The 18,222-nt window shown below is 59.0% G+C and carries 15 protein-coding genes and 1 pseudogene; 9 read left to right on the top strand and 7 right to left on the bottom strand.

Annotation, left to right across the window (positions count from 1 at the left end; all coding sequences use genetic code 11):
• Window positions 1-38: 38 nt before the first annotated feature.
• Window positions 39-1,043, top strand: coding sequence for an ornithine carbamoyltransferase (gene argF / locus GNG27_RS02655; protein ID WP_156262791.1), 1,005 nt, complete (start codon window positions 39-41; stop codon window positions 1,041-1,043).
• A gap of 84 nt (window positions 1,044-1,127) precedes the next feature.
• Here argF and GNG27_RS02650 read toward each other — a convergent pair whose 3' ends face one another.
• On the bottom strand, window positions 1,128-1,511 hold the full coding sequence (locus tag GNG27_RS02650) for a hypothetical protein (RefSeq protein ID WP_156262790.1): 384 nt from the start codon (window positions 1,509-1,511) through the stop codon (window positions 1,128-1,130).
• 244 nt (window positions 1,512-1,755) lie between these two features.
• On the opposite strand from GNG27_RS02650, the gene GNG27_RS02645 reads away from it, so the two are divergent.
• Window positions 1,756-2,514, top strand: a complete 759-nt coding sequence (locus tag GNG27_RS02645; RefSeq protein WP_156262789.1) for an IclR family transcriptional regulator — start codon at window positions 1,756-1,758, stop codon at window positions 2,512-2,514.
• Between the two features lie 33 nt (window positions 2,515-2,547).
• Here GNG27_RS02645 and GNG27_RS02640 read toward each other — a convergent pair.
• The 3 genes and pseudogenes from GNG27_RS02640 to GNG27_RS02630 form a co-directional block, all read right to left on the bottom strand.
• Window positions 2,548-4,515 (bottom strand): annotated as a pseudogene (locus GNG27_RS02640) (YjhG/YagF family D-xylonate dehydratase).
• Window positions 4,516-4,529: 14 nt separating this feature from the next.
• On the bottom strand, window positions 4,530-5,438 hold the full coding sequence (locus GNG27_RS02635; protein WP_156262788.1) for a dihydrodipicolinate synthase family protein: 909 nt from the start codon (window positions 5,436-5,438) through the stop codon (window positions 4,530-4,532).
• 188 nt (window positions 5,439-5,626) lie between these two features.
• Entirely contained in the window at window positions 5,627-6,079 is a 453-nt protein-coding gene (locus GNG27_RS02630) for a YhcH/YjgK/YiaL family protein (protein ID WP_142488024.1), read from the bottom strand.
• Window positions 6,080-6,282: 203 nt separating this feature from the next.
• On the opposite strand from GNG27_RS02630, the gene GNG27_RS02625 reads away from it, so the two are divergent.
• From GNG27_RS02625 to gbpA, 5 genes are all read left to right on the top strand, one after another.
• Window positions 6,283-6,387: a pyrBI operon leader peptide gene (locus tag GNG27_RS02625; RefSeq protein ID WP_156262787.1), complete on the top strand. Its 105-nt coding sequence runs from the start codon at window positions 6,283-6,285 to the stop codon at window positions 6,385-6,387.
• 34 nt (window positions 6,388-6,421) lie between these two features.
• Entirely contained in the window at window positions 6,422-7,354 is a 933-nt protein-coding gene (pyrB, locus tag GNG27_RS02620; RefSeq protein WP_142488022.1) for an aspartate carbamoyltransferase, read from the top strand.
• 12 nt (window positions 7,355-7,366) lie between these two features.
• Window positions 7,367-7,828 carry an aspartate carbamoyltransferase regulatory subunit gene (gene pyrI, locus GNG27_RS02615; RefSeq protein ID WP_156262786.1) on the top strand — a complete coding sequence of 154 codons (462 nt, stop codon included), beginning with the start codon at window positions 7,367-7,369 and terminating at the stop codon, window positions 7,826-7,828.
• Between the two features lie 72 nt (window positions 7,829-7,900).
• Window positions 7,901-8,287 carry a 2-iminobutanoate/2-iminopropanoate deaminase gene (ridA, locus tag GNG27_RS02610; RefSeq protein ID WP_142488020.1) on the top strand — a complete coding sequence of 129 codons (387 nt, stop codon included), beginning with the start codon at window positions 7,901-7,903 and terminating at the stop codon, window positions 8,285-8,287.
• A gap of 183 nt (window positions 8,288-8,470) precedes the next feature.
• Window positions 8,471-9,931: an N-acetylglucosamine-binding protein GbpA gene (gene gbpA, locus GNG27_RS02605; RefSeq protein ID WP_156262785.1), complete on the top strand. Its 1,461-nt coding sequence runs from the start codon at window positions 8,471-8,473 to the stop codon at window positions 9,929-9,931.
• A gap of 126 nt (window positions 9,932-10,057) precedes the next feature.
• Here gbpA and GNG27_RS02600 read toward each other — a convergent pair whose 3' ends face one another.
• From GNG27_RS02600 to mgtL, 3 genes are all read right to left on the bottom strand, one after another.
• Window positions 10,058-12,442: a beta-N-acetylhexosaminidase gene (locus GNG27_RS02600; protein WP_156262784.1), complete on the bottom strand. Its 2,385-nt coding sequence runs from the start codon at window positions 12,440-12,442 to the stop codon at window positions 10,058-10,060.
• Window positions 12,443-12,596: 154 nt separating this feature from the next.
• Window positions 12,597-15,299 carry a magnesium-translocating P-type ATPase gene (gene mgtA / locus GNG27_RS02595; protein ID WP_156262783.1) on the bottom strand — a complete coding sequence of 901 codons (2,703 nt, stop codon included), beginning with the start codon at window positions 15,297-15,299 and terminating at the stop codon, window positions 12,597-12,599.
• A gap of 142 nt (window positions 15,300-15,441) precedes the next feature.
• On the bottom strand, window positions 15,442-15,495 hold the full coding sequence (gene mgtL, locus GNG27_RS23840; RefSeq protein WP_370462890.1) for a mgtA regulatory leader peptide MgtL: 54 nt from the start codon (window positions 15,493-15,495) through the stop codon (window positions 15,442-15,444).
• Between the two features lie 194 nt (window positions 15,496-15,689).
• Between mgtL and treR the strand changes: the two genes are divergently transcribed.
• Both treR and treB read left to right on the top strand, forming a co-directional pair.
• Entirely contained in the window at window positions 15,690-16,637 is a 948-nt protein-coding gene (gene treR, locus GNG27_RS02585) for a trehalose operon repressor TreR (protein WP_156262781.1), read from the top strand.
• Between the two features lie 125 nt (window positions 16,638-16,762).
• A complete protein-coding gene (gene treB, locus GNG27_RS02580; RefSeq protein WP_185902406.1) occupies window positions 16,763-18,181 on the top strand; it encodes a PTS trehalose transporter subunit IIBC in 1,419 nt (472 codons plus the stop codon).
• Window positions 18,182-18,222 lie beyond the last annotated feature (41 nt).

Genomic DNA, 18,222 nt, shown 5'->3' with positions numbered 1-18,222 from the left:
TTTAATTCAATAAGTGGCCTTTGCCATGTGAGGATAAAATGTCTGAACTGTATAAAAAACATTTCCTGAAATTGCTCGATTTTACTCCCGCACAGCTCACCTCTCTGCTTGCCCTCTCGGCACAGCTGAAAGCCGATAAGAAAAAAGGAACTGAAGTACAGAAACTTACTGGTAAAAACATCGCGCTCATCTTCGAAAAAGACTCTACCCGTACCAGATGCTCTTTCGAAGTTGCCGCATTTGACCAGGGCGCACGCGTCACGTATCTCGGGCCGAGCGGCAGCCAGATTGGGCATAAAGAATCAATTAAAGATACCGCCCGCGTGCTGGGCCGGATGTACGACGGCATTCAGTATCGCGGCCATGGCCAGGAAGTGGTCGAAACCCTGGCGGAATTTGCCGGTGTGCCGGTGTGGAATGGGCTGACCAACGAGTTCCATCCAACCCAGCTGCTGGCTGATTTACTCACCATGCAGGAGCATCTCCCGGGCAAAGCCTTTAACGAGATGGTGCTGGTCTACACCGGCGACGCGCGTAACAACATGGGTAACTCGATGCTGGAAGCGGCGGCGCTCACCGGGCTGGATCTGCGTCTGGTGGCCCCAAAAGCCTGCTGGCCGGAAGAGAGCCTGGTGGCGGAGTGCAGCGCGCTGGCAGAGAAGAACGGCGGCAAAATCACCCTCACCGAAGACGTGGCGGCGGGCGTGAAGGACGCCGATTTCATCTACACCGACGTGTGGGTGTCGATGGGCGAAGCCAAAGAGAAGTGGGCCGAGCGGATTGCGCTGCTGCGTGGCTATCAGGTGAACAGCCAGATGATGGCCCTGACGGGGAACCCGGACGTGAAGTTCCTGCACTGTCTGCCGGCGTTCCACGACGACCAGACCACGCTGGGCAAGCAGATGGCGAAGGAGTTCGATCTGCACGGCGGAATGGAAGTGACGGACGAGGTGTTTGAGTCGGCGGCGAGCGTGGTATTTGACCAGGCAGAGAACCGGATGCACACCATTAAAGCGGTGATGGTCGCCACTCTGGGTGAATAACGCCTGCTTTTAAAATGACGGGAGGGTTGCCGCCCTCCTGATATTTATATTATTTACTTGTCGACAGAATAGCTTACCGGCTTATTAATTTGCCCTCACCCTCATCTTGCCGAACGGGCACTCTTTAAAAATACATTTTACCGGGGCATCGCACGTCTTGCTCTCCGGGTCGCGATGGCCGGGGCAGCTGGACATCTTATTCATTACGCGCCACAGGGTGTGGCTGTATTTGTCGATCTGCAGAATATTAATATCGCAGGGCTCGTCGTTAATAAATAAACGATTATAAATGACTTTTATCCGATCGCCGGGTTTAAAAAGCTGCTCGCCGTTATACCACAGAATATATTTATGATTATGTTGAGTCAGAATTTTTGAAAATAACGTCCCTGTGGCCGGACTGGCAATGGTGCCTAAAGAAACCCAAGTTTTAGAAGCAGTCATCAAAATACCTTTTAAACGAGCCATAAAAAATGCAGAAAGCCTTACGGTTAATGAGTGTAAAAGAACAATGAAAATGTGAGTAATAGGCACAGCCTATCTTTTTAACTTGAATCCATAAGTATCAGGAATGACTTATGTCAAATTTTTCCGCCATGATTGCCTGTGACGGTACCAGGATCGTCAAAGCCCCCGCCTCCCTTGTCGATTGATTTTTCAGCGTAAACAGGGTACGTTTTCGCCTTAATTCCAGCGCGGATGTGCCGAACTTATGCCTATTATTCAATCTGTTGAACGTGCCTTACAGATCCTCGATCTGTTTAACGAACAGGCGACGGAACTCAAAATCACCGACATCAGTAAACAGATGGGCCTGAGCAAGAGCACCCTCCACTCGCTGCTTAAAACCCTGCAGCTGCACGGCTATATCGATCAGAATCCGGAGAACGGCAAATATCGCCCGGGCATGAAGCTGGTGGAACGCGGCCACTTCGTGGTGAGCACCATGGATATTCGCCAGAAAGCGAAGCACTGGCTGACGGCGCTGTCGGAGCGCACCGGGCAGACCACCCATCTGGGCATTCTGGACGGACGTGAAGGGGTCTATATCGAGAAGATTGAAGGCAAGCTGGCGGCCATCGCCTACTCGCGTATTGGCCGTCGCCTGCCGGTGCATGCCACCGCCATCGGCAAAGTGCTGATCGCCTGGCTGAGCGACGCCGAGCTGAACACGCTGCTCGACGGTTATCAGTACACCACTTTTACCCCCGCGACCCTGGCCTCACGCGAGGCGCTGCTGGCCGCGCTGGCACAAACCCGCGAGCAGGGTTATGCCCTCGACAGCGAAGAGAATGAGCAGGGGGTGCGCTGCGTGTCGGTCCCGGTGCGTAACCATGAATCCCGGGTTATCGCCGCCCTGAGCCTGTCGACCCTGACCTCCCGCGTCGACGACGATGAGCTGGCGCGTTTTCGCGAGCAGTTGCAGGAGGCCGGGCGCCAGCTCTCACGCGCCCTGGGCTACCCGGCCTGAGGTTAATCTGCTCCCGGTATCTGGCTGAAGGGCTTATAAACCGAGCGCTTTTTTACCGGCGTTAATGACCTCGATAATTTTATCCGTGTCGTAAATTCAGCCTTTCCAGGTCCCGCCGCTCACCGACTGTAAGGCCGCCCACAGGCGCGTATCGTCGGGTAAAAAATCATGGGCGTGCAGTTCCGGATGCGGCTGACGACGCGCCAGCTCTGTTGCCCCCTCTTCCGGGGTGAGCGGTGCCAGCGGCGTGCCGATAAAGTTGACGCTGCCGGTCAGGGAGAGGCGATCCACCACAATTTCGATGATGTCGTTATCGCGCAGTTTACCAATCGGCCCACCCGCCAGCGCTTCAGGCGCCACATGACCAAAACAGGCTCCGGTCGAGACGCCCGAGAAGCGGGCATCGGTGATCAGCGATACGGTTTTTCCCCAGGAGACATGCTTGAGCGCCGAGGTCAGCTGATAGGTCTCTTCCATGCCGGTGCCGGACGGCCCTCCGCCGATCACCACCATGATGTCGCCCTGCTCGATCTCGCCGCTTTTGATCGCCTTGATTGCCCGGGCTTCCGAGACAAACACCCGCGCCCGACCGGTGTGGCGATAAACGCCGTCCTCACCCACCACCGACGGGTCGATCGCCGTAGCCTTGATCACCGATCCCTCCGGGGCGATGTTGCCCACCGGGAACGCCACCGTAGAGGTGAGCCCGCGGGCGTTGGCGCGTTCCGGGGGCAGGATCACATCGTCAGGATCCACCCCGTCCTGCTCGCGCAGGCACTGGCGGAAGCGCTCCCGGCGTTCCGAGGCCTGCCACCAGTCGAGGTTTTCCCCCACGGTCTGGCCGGTGACGGTCATGGCATCCAGATGCAGCAGGCCAAGATCGCGCAGATGGAGCATCACCTCCGGCACGCCGCCCGCGAGGAACGCCCGCACCGTCGGGTGATAATCCGGCCCGTTCGGTAATACGCTCACCAGCCGCGGCACCTTACGGTTGACGCGGGTCCAGTGGTCGACGTCAGGAATAGTGCAGCCCGCCGCGTGGGCAATGGCCGGGATGTGCAGCAGCAGGTTGGTGGAGCCGCCGAACGCGGCGTGGATCACCATCGCGTTCTCAATGGCCTTGTCGGTGAGAATATCGCGGGTGGTGATGCCGCGGTTATCCAGCTCGACCACCGCCCGCGCCGACTGGCGGGAGATCTCCAGCCACACGTCCTGTCCGGACGGGGCCAGCGCCGAGTGCGGCAGCGCCAGGCCTAAGGCTTCGGCCACCACCTGTGAGGTGCCTGCGGTGCCGAGGAACTGGCAGCCGCCCCCCGGTGAGGCGCAGGCGCGGCAGCCCAGCTCGGCGGCCTCCTGCAGGGAGAGCTCATGGTTAGCGTAACGCGCCCCGATGGTCTGCACCTTGCCGGCGTCCTCGCCGAAGGTGGGTGGCAGCGTGGCGCCGCCCGGCACCAGAATGGTCGGCAGGTTGTGCATAGACGCCAGCGCAATCATGGTGGCGGGGAGGCCTTTGTCGCAGGTGGCGACGCCAATCACCGCCCGGCGCGTGGGCAGGGAGCGGATCAGCCGCCGAAAGACGATCGCCGCATCGTTGCGGTACGGCAGGGAGTCAAACATCCCGTGCGTGCCCTGGGAGCGCCCGTCGCAGGGGTCGCTGACAAAGGCGGCAAAGGGGATCCCACCGTTGCGGGTGATCTCTTTTGCCGCGGCCTGCATCTGCAGGCCAATCTCCCAGTGTCCGGTGTGGTAACCCAGCGCCACCGGGCGGCCATCGCCCGCGCGGATCCCGCCCTGGGTGCCGATAATCAGCACCTCTTTGCCGGTGAGTTTATTGGCATCCCAGCCCATTCCGGCGTTCTGGGTCATGCCAAACAGATTGCCGCTCGGGGATTCCATCAGCATCTGCGGGGTCAGGGGCAGCGCCCCCTGCGGCCCGGCCGCGTGGGTGATCACCGAGTAGAAGGCGTCATCCTGCGGGGTAAAAATCGTCTCTATCGACATCGTCACCTTCCGGTTCAGCAGAGCTTGAGCTGTTGCAGCAGCGCTTTCAGCTGCGCCTTGCGCGATTCATCCAGCGGCCCGGCAGGCGGCAGCACGTGGGTGGACACCGGACGCACGCAGAGGGCAATCGCCTCTTTAATCACGTTCACGAACGGGGCATCCAGCTGATACATCTGCGGGATTTGCAGCATGGTCTGATGATAGTGCGCGGCCTGCGCCAGGTCGCCGTCGCGGAAGGCCTGCAGCAGTTTCACCGAGATCTGCGGGGCGAAGTTGCCGCTGGCCGAGATCGCCCCATCGCCGCCCAGCAGCAGGGTATTGAACAGATGATCGTCATAGCCGCAGAGCACCACAAAGTGCGGGTGCGCCGCCTTAACGGTGAGGATCATGCTGCGCAGGTGGGCCACAGAGTCGATGGTGTCTTTGATCCCCACGATATTGCGGCGGGAGTCCACCAGGGTTTTGACCAGCTGCGGGGTCAGATCCTGTCCGGTCAGGGCCGGGAAGTTATAGAGGATCACCGGCAGGGTGACGCTGTCGGCCACCTGCCCGAAGTAGCGGATCAGGTTCGCTTCCGACACTTTCCAGTAGTAGGGGTTAATCACCACGATGCCGTCTGCCCCCGCCTGCTGCGCGTGCTGGCTCAGCTCGATGGTTTCCCGGGCGTTGGTGCCCCCGGTGCCGATCAGCACCGGCACGCGGCGATTCACATGGGCGATGGCAAATTCGGCGATCGCTTTACGCTCCTGGGTGTTGAGCTGGGAAAACTCCCCGCCGCTGCCGAGAAAGAACAGGCCATTGACGCCTGCGTCGATCATGCTGTCGATCAGCGCGGCGGTACCGGCTTTATCCAGTGCGCCATCGGCGGTGAAGATAGTGGAGACGGGGGGAATAATCCCCGAGAACTGTAGAGTCTGCTGCATGCGATCTCCTTGCTGAATCATTTTGTTCTACATTATAGAACAGCGTTCGTTTATTTAACGATCATACTAGAACGTGGGGAAAGCGAAGGACAATGCGGAAAAAGGAGGGAGTGCGTGTTTTTTAAGCTGGATCACAGAATGGGAGGCGTGTTCCCTCTCCCTGGGGAGAGGGTCAGGGCGAGGGGAAATTATCCCACTAACATCTTCACCACCACCTTGCGCACCTGGGCCGGGTTGCCCACCGCGCACAGCGGTTTGTGCACTTCGCCCGGGTAGAAGACCACGAAGTCGCCTTCGTTCAGCACTACGGTTTTCTCCTGCTCGCCTTCCGGCAGGAAGGCGATGTCTTTATCCGCCAGCCAGTCGGTGTCCGGCGTGCCGTTTGGCAGGGTGCTGAAGGTCATCCCTTCCTGGCCTTTGAGCAGGATCTGGATGTCCAGATAACGGGCGTGATACTCCGCACGGCGCTCGGCAAACGGCTGGGTCATGTCTTCGGAAACCAGATAAAACAGGTTGTTGCCGTCGATATCATGTTTGCCGGTTGGGGTCGCGTCAGTCACGTTTGCTTTAACGTGTTCGATCGCCTGACGCAGCGCCTGCGGCAGCCAGGACTGGAGGTTGTGAATGTTGCCAACGATCATAGTGAAATCCTCAATATAAAACATCGTTTCATTTTCAACTTTTATACGAGAAATTCAGCTGCCATACCACCACTTTTTGGTGGGGATTTGCTCTTGCGCATAACCATGCACGCGGAAACCTTTACGTTGCTTAAAGTGTGCATTATTCGCTTGATCCGCGATTCAGGCTGCGTATAATGCCCCACAATTTGCCAGGAGGAAGCATGCTCAAACATGTTCGACAGAGTGCCGTTGCGCGTCTTAAAACAGACGCTGGCCTGCCGTTTTTCTTCCCATTGCAATCCCTATTCCAGAAGCCCCTCATTTGAGGGGCTTTTTTTTGCCCGGCGTCAGGAGATAAAAATGAATCCGCTTTATCAAAAACACATCATTTCCATCAACGACCTCAGCCGTGAAGAGCTGGAGCTGGTTCTGGCAACCGCGGCAAAACTGAAGGCCAATCCACAACCGGAGCTGCTGAAGCACAAGGTGATCGCCAGCTGCTTCTTCGAAGCCTCCACCCGCACCCGTCTGTCGTTCGAGACCTCCATCCACCGTCTGGGCGCCAGCGTGGTGGGCTTCTCCGACAGCAGCAACACCTCGTTGGGCAAAAAAGGCGAGACCCTGGCGGACACTATCTCGGTGATCGGCACCTACGTTGACGCCATCGTGATGCGTCACCCGCAGGAGGGCGCCGCGCGTCTGGCGACCGAATTCTCCGGCGGTGTTCCGGTACTGAACGCCGGTGACGGGGCCAACCAGCACCCGACCCAGACCCTGCTGGATCTGTTCACCATTCAGGAGACTCAGGGCCGTCTGGAAAACCTGAACATCGCCATGGTGGGCGACCTGAAATATGGCCGCACCGTCCACTCCCTGACCCAGGCGCTGGCGAAGTTCAACGGCAACCGCTTCTACTTCGTCGCTCCGGACGCGCTGGCGATGCCGCAGTACATCCTCGATATGCTCGATGAAAAAGGTATTCAGTGGAGCCTGCACGCCAGCATCGAAGAGATGATGGCCGAGGTGGATATTCTCTATATGACCCGCGTGCAGAAGGAGCGTCTTGACCCGTCTGAGTACGCCAATGTGAAGGCGCAGTTTGTCCTGCGCGCCAGCGACCTCGAAGGCGCACGCAGCAACATGAAAGTGCTGCACCCGCTGCCGCGTATCGATGAGATCACCACCGATGTGGATAAGACGCCGCACGCCTGGTACTTCCAGCAGGCCGGGAACGGCATCTTCGCTCGCCAGGCGTTACTGGCACTGGTTCTGAATCGCGACTTAGCTCTGTAAGGGGAAATGACCATGACACACGATAACAAACTCCAGGTCGAAGCCATCAAACGTGGCACCGTAATTGACCACATCCCTGCGCAGGTGGGCTTTAAGCTGCTGACCCTGTTCAAACTGACCGAAACCGACCAGCGCATCACCATCGGCCTGAACCTGCCATCCGGCGAGATGGGCCGCAAGGATCTGATCAAAATTGAGAACACCTTCCTGACCGACGAGCAGGTTAACCAGCTGTCCCTGTACGCGCCGGACGCGACCGTCAACCGCATCGACGACTACGAAGTGGTGGGCAAATCCCGTCCGAGCCTGCCGGAACGCATTGATGGCGTGCTGGTGTGCCCGAACAGCAACTGCATCAGCCATGCTGAGCCGGTCAACTCCAGTTTTGCAGTGAAAAAACGCGCCAATGACATCGCGCTCAAATGCAAATACTGCGAAAAAGAGTTTTCCCATAATGTGGTGCTGGCCAACTAATCGCAGTGGTAATGCATGCCTGCCTCTCTATAATGGCAGGCATATTCATAACGCTGTTATTCAGGAGAAATCATGACCAAAGTACTCGCGACGGAAAATGCACCTGCAGCTATCGGCCCATACGTTCAGGGCGTTGATCTTGGCAGCATGATCATCACCTCCGGCCAGATCCCGGTGAACCCAAAAACCGGTGAGGTGCCGGAAGACGTCTCTGCGCAGGCGCGCCAGTCGCTGGAAAACGTCAAAGCGATCGTTGAATCCGCTGGCCTGAAAGTGGGCGACATCGTTAAAACCACGGTCTTCGTGAAAGATCTCAACGACTTCGCCACCGTTAACGCCACCTACGAAGCTTTCTTCACCGAGCACAACGCGGGCTTCCCGGCACGCTCCTGCGTGGAAGTGGCACGTCTGCCAAAAGACGTAAAAATCGAAATTGAAGCGATTGCCGTGCGTCGCTAATACCTGATTTTGATATGCAAAAGGCAGCCTGCGCTGCCTTTTTTATTTTCTGAATACACAGAGAGAAATAACCTTCAAGCCTTTTCATTATTCTTTTTCATCGCAGCTTAAAATGACTAATTTTTTATTCCGGGCAACACTAAACCCGCCCAAATGCATTAATCCCTTTTAATGGAATAAAAAATGAAACTGTCTAAAATTGCGTTGGCACTTGCCACACTCACGGTTGCCTCATCGGCTTTTGCACATGGTTATGTAGAATCTCCGGCCAGCCGCGCTTATATGTGTAAGCTCGGTAAAAATATCGATTGCGGTACTGTTCAATATGAACCCCAGAGCGTTGAACGTACTTCTGGCTTCCCGACTGGCGCGCTGCCGCCGGATGGACAGCTTGCCAGCGCCGGTATTTCCCAATATTCCCAGCTCGATCGCCAGAGCCTGAATGCGTGGACTAAAACACCGATTACTGCGGGTAAAAATACCTTTACCTGGTATCACACCGCACCACATAAAACCGTTAACTGGCGCTGGTATATTACGAAACAAGACTGGAATCCAAATAAACCGCTGACCCGCGATCAATTTGAGTCCACCCCCTTCTGTACCGTAAATGGTCATGGCCAGGCTCCGGCTCAGCGTCAGCAAATGACCTGTAATGTTCCGCAGCGTACTGGCTACCAGGTTATTTACGCGGTATGGGAAATTGCGGATACCACTAATAGCTTCTACCAGGCGATCGACGTTGATTTCGGTAATGGCGGCAACGTCACCCCAGACGAAACCCCGGCAGTGGTTTCCGAATGGACGAACACCCTGAACGGCCAGATTTCGGGTAACAACGTTAACGCAGGCGACAAAGTGATCGCCCGCTTCTTCGATGCAAATGGCGAAGTGGTCTCCATGCGTACCGAACTGACCGTCTCCTCGGCGTCTCAGGGCCAGGCAAGCCAGTGGGCATTCGATCTGGCGCAGGCGATCAACGCCGCGCACAGCGATGTCCGCGTCGGCATGAAAGACGAAAGCGGCGAGGTGAACCCGGTTCACGGCGCGAACAACGTCTACGTGAAAGACGGCAGCACCCTGAAATCTGTTGCTGTCTCTTATGAGGAACAGCAGTCTCAGGTGAGCGAAGCTATCGCCGTCACTAACGTGAAGTTCAGCAAAATCAAAAACGGTGCGGCAACCGTGACCTTCCACGTGAATACCCAGGGTAACGTCAATCTGGAAGCACGCGTGATGAACCACGCCGGTGCAGAAAAAGGTTATGTGAAGCAGGACATGAACAACGCCAACCAGGACGTGACCATGAACCTGTCTGACGTCACGCCGGGCCACCACATGCTGAAATATTACGCGTCCAACAAAGATGGCGTCATGTTCGCGCAGGACGTGATTGACATGATGCTGGAAGGCGAAGCGTCAAACACCGATAACGGTACTGCGGGCAACTACGAGTTCATCTTCCCGCAGAATATCGCCTCCTACAAAGCCGGTACCGTGGTACTGCAGCCGAAAAATGGCAAAACTTACAAGTGTAAGACTGCGCCATACAGCGGCTACTGCATCCAGTACGCAGCGGGCGCTAACCAGTTCGAACCGGGTGTCGGTTCCCACTGGACCATGGCGTGGACCCTGCAGAAATAAGTTGTTCTGTTTGCCGGGTGGCGGCTTCGCCTTACCCGGCCTATGGGTTGGTGCGGTTTGTTTGTCCGACAAACGGAACCGTACGGATTTTGTAGGCCCGGTAAGCGTAGCGCCACCGGGCATTTTTTACTGATTGCGCGTCGCGCGCAGCAGTTTCTCCAGCGGGTAGACCGCCGCAATCACCACTTCATCCTGAATCTGCGCCGCCTTATCCAGCTCGCCCTGAATCGACGCAATCTCGTTATCATCCAGCGTTCCCTGGCGCGCCACCAGATCCGTTAAGCGCAGCCCAATCGTCGCCAGCTTATCCACCGTCTGAATCACCGGCTTCAGCGCTTTCAGCTGATAGCTGTTTTCGGCCAGCGCCAGCGCGTCCGGGGTGTTGGTCTGCCAGCGGGTAAAGAGATGACGCAGGGACTCCGCGCTTTCGCTGTCTTCGGCATCGCTCACCAGCCGCTCGGCCCAGCGGTCCATCTGCCGCACCTGGTTGCTCTCCGGAGGCAGCGCGTCGGCCAGGCGGTTCAGCGGCTCAAACAGATCGTAGTTTCCGGCCTGGAACTTGAGATGATTGCGGGTGTAATACTGGGCAGGCTCCAGCGCCTGGGCGAGGATGTTCAGCGCCATCGTGTCGGTGGTGTTCCCCAGACGGGTGAACTGCACCTGCTGACGGGCATGTTGTTGTAAGCCCACCGATACCGTCGACCAGCTGTCCATTGCCTGCAGGCGGGTGTACATGTTATCGACATCCGTTACGTCCTGCGCCGACCACAGCCGCTCCGCCACCACAAACGCCCGCGGCCACAGCTTGATATCCAGCACCGGGGCAGACACATTTTCCGCCCACAGCGCCGCCTCGCCGCCCAGCAGATTCGCCTGCTGGCTGGCGTCAGGCACCGCCGGGGCGATCCCTTCCGGCACCGCATCCAGCCGCTGACCCGTCACCGGATAGCGGCTGTTTCCCAGCAGGAAATAGCCCTCAATCTTGTCGTCCTTCACCGTTACTACCGGGCGGGTTTCCCCCATCCAGGTATCGACGGTGAAGCTCACCTGGTTGTCGCTGCGCCAGTCAATGTCCTGTACCGCCCGCCGCGATTTGCCGCTGAAATCGATAAACCCGCGCCAGCCCGCGTCGCCTTTCACCAGCGTGAAGCTCCCCTCCACCGGCTTGCCCTTCAGGCGCGGCAGGGTAAAGGACCAGCTCTGGGCGCTGTCGCGATCGGTGATGACGTCCACGTTGTTGAGCCCCTGGGGCACGATCTCATTGCGGTAGTGATAGGCGGTGTACTGGGGCTGATCGAGATAAAACCCGGTGGAGAGAATTCCTTTGTAGCCCTGCTTCGCCACCTCGCCCAGCGCGTCCTGCCCCTGCCAGGACTGGATCAGAATGCTTTTCGGCAGATCCGGGTGGAAGATCTCATCCCAGCCCACCATCTGGCGCTGGTTTTTCTCGAGGATCGTCTCCAGCTTGCGGTTGAAGTACGCCTGCAGGGCGTGGCTGTCGGCCAGCTTGTTGTCGCGCATAAACTGCTGGATGGCGGGGTTCGCTTTCCACTGGCTGTCGTCCACCTCGTCGCCGCCGATATGCAGATAAGGATCCGGGAAGATCGCCGCCAGTTCGGCGATCATCGCCCCGGCAAAGACGTAAGTGGCCTCTTTGGTGGGATCCATCACCGGCTTGAGCACGCCCCAGTGACGCTCCATCTCATAGGGCCCCGGGGCGCTCATCAGCTCCGGATAGGCCACCGCGATGGCCGAGGCGTGGCCGGGCATGTCAATTTCAGGCACCACGCGAACGCCACGCGCGGCGGCGTAGCGCACCACGTCACGCATCTGATCCTGGGTATAGAACAGGCCGTCGTTGGCGAGTTCGGTCAGTTTCGGGTAGCGCTTTGAGGCAAAACGCCAGCCCTGATCGTCGGTTAAATGCCAGTGCAGCACGTTGAGCTTCGCCGCCGCCATGCCGTCGATCTGGCGCTTGATGTCATCCAGCGGAATAAAGTGGCGGGCCGAATCGAGCAGCAGGCCGCGCCACGGGAAGCGCGGGGCATCCTCAATGCTGACCCACGGCAGGGAGGTATTTTCCGCACCGTTCTGGATCAGCTGCAATAGGGTCTCCATCGCCCGCAGCGCGCCGAAGCGGGTGTTGGCGGTGATAGTCACCCCGCTGGCGTCCACGGTGAGTGTGTAGCTTTCATCGCTGTCCGGTTTGGGCTGGGGGGCCACCTTCCGGGCGATGGCGATGTCTACCGTCGGTTTTTCGGGTTTGTCGGCCTGGGGCTGGAGGGTCCAGCCGGTTTGCAGCGCCACCCGCTGACGCAGGCGTGTCACCGCGTCACCGAGATCGTCCCCCGAGACGCTAACGGAGAAGTTATTGTTGATGACCAGCGCGCCCTGGGTGGCAGGACGTTCGACCTTTGCAGGCCAGGGCATCAGAGGGAGATCGCCTGCCGGGGCGGCAAACGCAGAAAAGCCGAGCATAAGCCCAGCGGTCAGGAGGCTGTACTGTAACATGAATGTTCCTTATTTGACGGGCCGAAAAAAGGCAAAACATTCTGTTAACATGTGCGCAAATTAGCGTCAAGCGATTTGCCGGGTGGCGGCTTCGCCTTACCCGGCCTACGTTAGGATCGTAGGCCCGGTAAGCGCAGCGCCACCGGGCACAAACCTACTGCCAACCGTACCGGCGCGCATAGAACCCTTTCACCAGCTGCGTCAGCACCATGTACCCGGCGAGGATCGCCACCAGCCACGGGAAGTAGCCGAGCGGCAGCGCCTGCAACTGCAGATACCCTGCCAGCGGCGAGAACGGCAGCGCGATGCCAAGCACCATCACCAGCCCCGTCATCAGGATCAGCGGCCAGGCGGCGCGGCTCTGGAGGAACGGAATGCGGCGGGTGCGGATCATATGCACAATCAGGGTTTGCGACAGCAGCCCAACCACGAACCAGCCGGACTGGAACAGGGTCTGCTGATCCGGCGTGTTGGCGTGGAATACAAACCACATCAGGCAGAAGGTCAGAATGTCGAAGATCGAGCTGATCGGGCCGAAAAAGAGCATGAACCGACCGAGTTCTGACGGATCCCAGCGCTGCGGCTTGCGGATCTGATCCTCGTCGACGTTATCAAAGGGGATCGCCACCTGGGATACGTCGTACATCAGGTTCTGGATCAGCAGATGCAACGGCAGCATCGGCAGGAATGGCAGGAACGCGCTCGCCACCAGCACGCTGAAGACGTTGCCGAAGTTGGAGCTGGCGGTCATTTTGATGTACTTGAGCATGTTGGCGAAGGTGCGGCGACCTTCGATCACCCCCTCCTCCAGTACCATCAGGCTCTTCTCCAGCAGAATGATATCCGCCGCTTCCCGGGCAATATCCACCGCACCGTCAACCGAAATCCCGATATCCGCCGCACGCAGCGCGGGCGCATCGTTGATGCCATCCCCCATAAAGCCCACCACGTGCCCCTCGCGCTTCAGCAGGGTAACAATGCGCTCTTTGTGCATCGGGGTCAGGCGCGCGAACAGCGTGGTGCGCTTTGCAAGCAGAGCCAACGCGTCGTCAGAAAGCGTTTCGATCTCGCTGCCCGTCACCACCTCGCCCGCATCCAGCCCCACTTCGCGGCACACTTTCGCCGCCACCAGCTCGCTGTCGCCGGTAAGGATTTTCACCGTGATGCCGCTGTTTTTCAGCGCCCTGAGCGCCGGAGCGGTGGTCTCTTTCGGCGGATCGAGGAAGGCGATGTAGCCTTCGAGGATCAGATCCGATTCGTCGACGCGCTGGTAATCCCCCTCGCGTGCCGGCAGAAACTTGCTGGCCACCGCCACCACACGCAGCCCCTGGCGGTTGAGGTTATCGGTGACGCGGCGGATGCGCCGCAGCATGCTGTCGTCCAGCGGGACAATCTCGCCGTTGTGCCGCACCTGGGTAGATACATTCAGGATCTCCTGCAGCACCCCTTTGCAGATCAGCTGATGCACGCCCTGCTCTTCACTGACCACCACCGACATGCGGCGGCGCTCGAAATCAAAGGGGATCTCATCCACTTTCTGCCAGCGAGTCGAGAGGGTGCGGGCTGTGGCTTCATCCACCCCTTCCAGCACCGCGACGTCGAGCAGGTTCTTCAGCCCGGTCTGGTAGTGGCTGTTCAGCCAGGCGGTATTCAGCACCCGCTCGCAGACCTTGCCCGACACGTCGGTGTGATGCTCCAGCACGATCTTGTCCTGAGTCAGGGTGCCGGTTTTGTCGGTGCAGAGGATATCCATCGCGCCAAAGTTCTGAATGGCGTCGAGGTGCTTGACGATCACCTTTTGCTTCGAGAGTTTTACCGCCCCGCGCGCCAGGGTCGAGGTGACAATCATCGGCAGCATCTCCGGAGTGAGCCCCACCGCCACCGAGAGCGCAAACAGCGCCGCTTCCCACCAGTCGCCTTTGGTGTAGCCGTTAATCAGCAGCACGATGGGGGTCATCGCCAGCATAAAGCGGATCAGCAGCATGCTGACGCGGCCAATCCCCTGCTGGAAGGCGTTGGGCTCGCTCTCCTGTTCGCTGACGCGCCCGGCCAGCTGTCCAAACCAGGTGTTTCCTCCGGTGGCGATCACCATTGCCTGCGCCGTGCCGCTAACCACCGTGGTGCCCATAAAGCACAGGGTGTCGCACTCCAGCGGGTTGCTCTGCTGCGGATCGCGGCTGTGGGCGACCTTCTCCACCGGCAGGGATTCGCCGGTCAGCGAGGCCTGGGCCACAAACAGGTCCCGGGCCTGGAGAATGCGTAAATCCGCCGGGATCATGTCCCCGGCCGCCAGCTTCACCAGATCCCCCGGCACCAGCTGGTCAATAGGTACCTCCTGCCAGCCGCTTTCCCCTTTGTCGTTGAGGGTGCGCAGGACGGTGGCGGTGTTGCTGACCATCGCCTTCAGGGCATCCGCCGCCCGGGTGGAGCGGGCCTCCTGGATAAAGTTCAGCAGCGTAGAGATGCCCACCATCAGGGCGATCACCCCGGCGGCAAACAGGTCTTCGGTGGCATAGGAGATGACGCCCAGCACCGTCAGCAACAGGTTGAAGGGGTTGCGGTAGCAGGCCCACAGATGCACCCACCAGCGGGCCGGTTTTTGCGCCGGGATCTGATTTTCGCCGTGCGTGGCACGAGCGGTTTCGACCTCAGCGGCCGTCAGCCCTTCCGGATGGCTGGCAAAGGTCCGCCACAGCGCGGGCTCTTCCATTGCGGCCACCCGCAGACAGTGGGCGGCAAGCGCGCCGGGCATGACGGTATCGGTTTTGCCCGTTGCCATCGGGTCGCGCTGCACCAGACGGCGCGGCAGGTGGCGGCTCAGCCGGGCCAGCAGCTGTTGTGTGAAATTTTTGAACATAACACGTCCCCCGCACCCGTGAAAACGGGCACAGTCTTGCCTTCAGGCGTGCCAAAGCCGCGCCTGAGCGGCGGTATCAGTTATGCAGGAACATTGAATAACGTTACTGCCTTACGCATCCGGTAAGGCAGTGAGTACAGGCTTACCGGAAAGAAAGGATTCTCCCTCGCGGGAGAGGGGTGGGATCGGGATCCATACAGCCTCCGGTAAGTAAAAAAAGGTAAGTCGGCGCGCAGTATAGTGTTTTAGCCATACCGTTCGTGACAATTCGGGCGGTATGATACCGGCCGGGCATTAAACCAAACGTAAACCAGACTTTGCCCATTGCGGAACCGGACACCCGATTTAGGCTTATTGATTATTTCATCAATGCGTTACAGGAATGAAAGCATGCAGAATCGCCTCACCATTAAAGACATTGCGCGTCTGAGCGGCGTGGGTAAATCCACCGTCTCACGGGTGCTGAACAACGAAAGTGGTGTCAGCGAGCGCACCCGCGAACGCGTCGAGGCGGTGATGAATCAGCACGGCTTCTCTCCGTCCCGCTCGGCGCGCGCCATGCGCGGGCAGAGCGACAAAGTGGTGGCGATCATCGTCACCCGTCTGGATTCGCTGTCGGAAAACCTGGCGGTACAGACCATGCTCCCCGTCTTCTATGAACAGGGTTACGATCCGATCATGATGGAGAGCCAGTTTTCGCCGCAGATGGTCGAGGAGCACCTCGGGATGCTGAAGCGACGCAACATCGACGGCGTGGTGCTGTTTGGCTTTACCGGCCTCAGCGAGCAGATGCTCACCCCGTGGCAATCGTCGCTGGTCATGCTGGCCCGGGATGCCCGCGGCTTCGCCTCGGTGTGCTATGACGATGAAGGGGCAATTCACGTTCTGATGCAGCGCCTGTACGACGGTGGTCACCGGCATATTAGCTATCTTGGCGTGCCGCACAGCGACGTCACCACCGGCCAGCGCCGCCATAATGCCTACCTGGAATTCTGCAAACAGCACGCCCTGCCTGCGGTCGCCGCGTTACCCGGTCTGGGGATGAAACAGGGCTATGAGAAAGTGGCTGACGTGCTGACCCCGCAGACTACCGCGCTGGTCTGCGCCACGGATACTCTGGCCCTGGGCGCTAGTAAGTACTTACAAGAACAGCGCATCGACAGCCTGCAGCTGGCGAGCGTTGGCAACACGCCGCTGATGAAGTTCCTCCATCCGGAGATCGTTACCGTCGATCCCGGCTACGCCGACTCCGGCCGTCAGGCCGCTATGCAGCTGATTGAGCAGATCAACGGCCGCAGCGAACCGCGCCAGATCGTCATTCCCGCCGCCCTCTCCTGAGCGTCAAAAGACGCTTTATTGTGATCCTCGCCCGGTTTCGGGAACGTTCCCATTTTCCGCGTTACGCTGAAAGAGTAGGCTTGCCACCAGTCCATAACCCCTACCATCTGTCATGAGGTTTCATGATGAGCAAAGTAAAACAAACGGATATCGACCAGCTGATCGTGCTGGTTGGCGGACGTGACAACATCGCCACGGTCAGCCACTGCATTACCCGCCTGCGTTTTGTGTTAAACGATCCGGCCAAAGCTAACCCCAAAGCCATCGAAGAGCTGTCGATGGTAAAAGGCTGCTTCACCAACGCCGGGCAGTTCCAGGTGGTGATCGGCACCGAGGTGGGCGACTACTACAAGGCGCTGCTGGCGACCACCGGCCACTCGTCGGCCGATAAAGAGCAGGCCAAGAAGGCCGCGCGCCAGAACATGAAGTGGCATGAACAGCTTATTTCACATTTCGCAGAGATTTTCTTCCCGCTGCTGCCGGCGCTGATCAGCGGGGGCCTGATCCTCGGCTTCCGTAACCTGATTGGCGATGTGCCGATGAGCGACGGCAAGACCCTGGCGCAGATGTACCCGGCATTGCAGAGCATCTATGACTTCCTGTGGCTGATTGGCGAGGCGATCTTCTTCTATCTGCCGGTGGGGATCTGCTGGTCGGCGGTGCGCAAAATGGGCGGCACGCCGATTCTGGGTATCGTGCTGGGCGTGACGCTGGTCTCTCCACAGTTAATGAACGCTTACTTACTTGGGCAGCAGGTGCCTGAGGTGTGGAACTTCGGCCTCTTTACCATCGCCAAAGTGGGCTATCAGGCGCAGGTGATCCCGGCCCTGCTGGCCGGTCTGGCGCTGGGGATGATCGAGACCCGCCTGAAGCGCATGGTGCCGGATTACCTCTATCTGGTGGTGGTGCCGGTCTGCTCCCTGATCCTGGCGGTGTTCCTCGCCCACGCCTTTATCGGTCCGTTCGGCCGCATGATTGGCGATGGCGTGGCGTATGCGGTGCGTCACCTGATGACCGGCAGCTTCGCCCCGATTGGCGCCGCGCTGTTTGGCTTCCTGTATGCCCCGCTGGTGATCACCGGCGTGCATCAGACCACCCTGGCGATTGATATGCAGATGATCCAGAGCCTCGGCGGCACCCCGGTGTGGCCGCTGATTGCCCTGTCGAACATTGCGCAGGCCTCGGCGGTCACCGGCATTATCATCGTCAGCCGTAAGCATAACGAACGTGAAATCTCGGTGCCGGCAGCGATCTCCGCCTACCTCGGGGTCACCGAACCGGCGATGTACGGCATCAACCTGAAATACCGCTTCCCGATGCTGTGCGCGATGATCGGCTCCGGGCTGGCGGGCCTGCTGTGCGGGCTGAACGGCGTGATGGCTAACGGCATCGGCGTCGGCGGTCTGCCGGGCATCCTCTCTATCCAGACGAGCTACTGGCAGGTCTTCTCCCTGGCGATGGCCGTGGCGATTATCGTCCCGATGTTGCTGACCACCGTTATCTATCAGCGCAAGTTCCGTCAGGGCGCGTTGCAGATTGTTTAATCTCTTTCGGGGCGCAGTTGCGCCCCTTCGCATTTGCAGGA

This window comes from Leclercia sp. 119287, assembly GCF_009734485.1.
GTDB lineage: Bacteria > Pseudomonadota > Gammaproteobacteria > Enterobacterales > Enterobacteriaceae > Enterobacter > Enterobacter adecarboxylatus_C.
The sequence above is the reverse complement of the archived record's forward strand: the minus strand, read 5'-3'. Positions and strand labels throughout refer to the sequence as shown.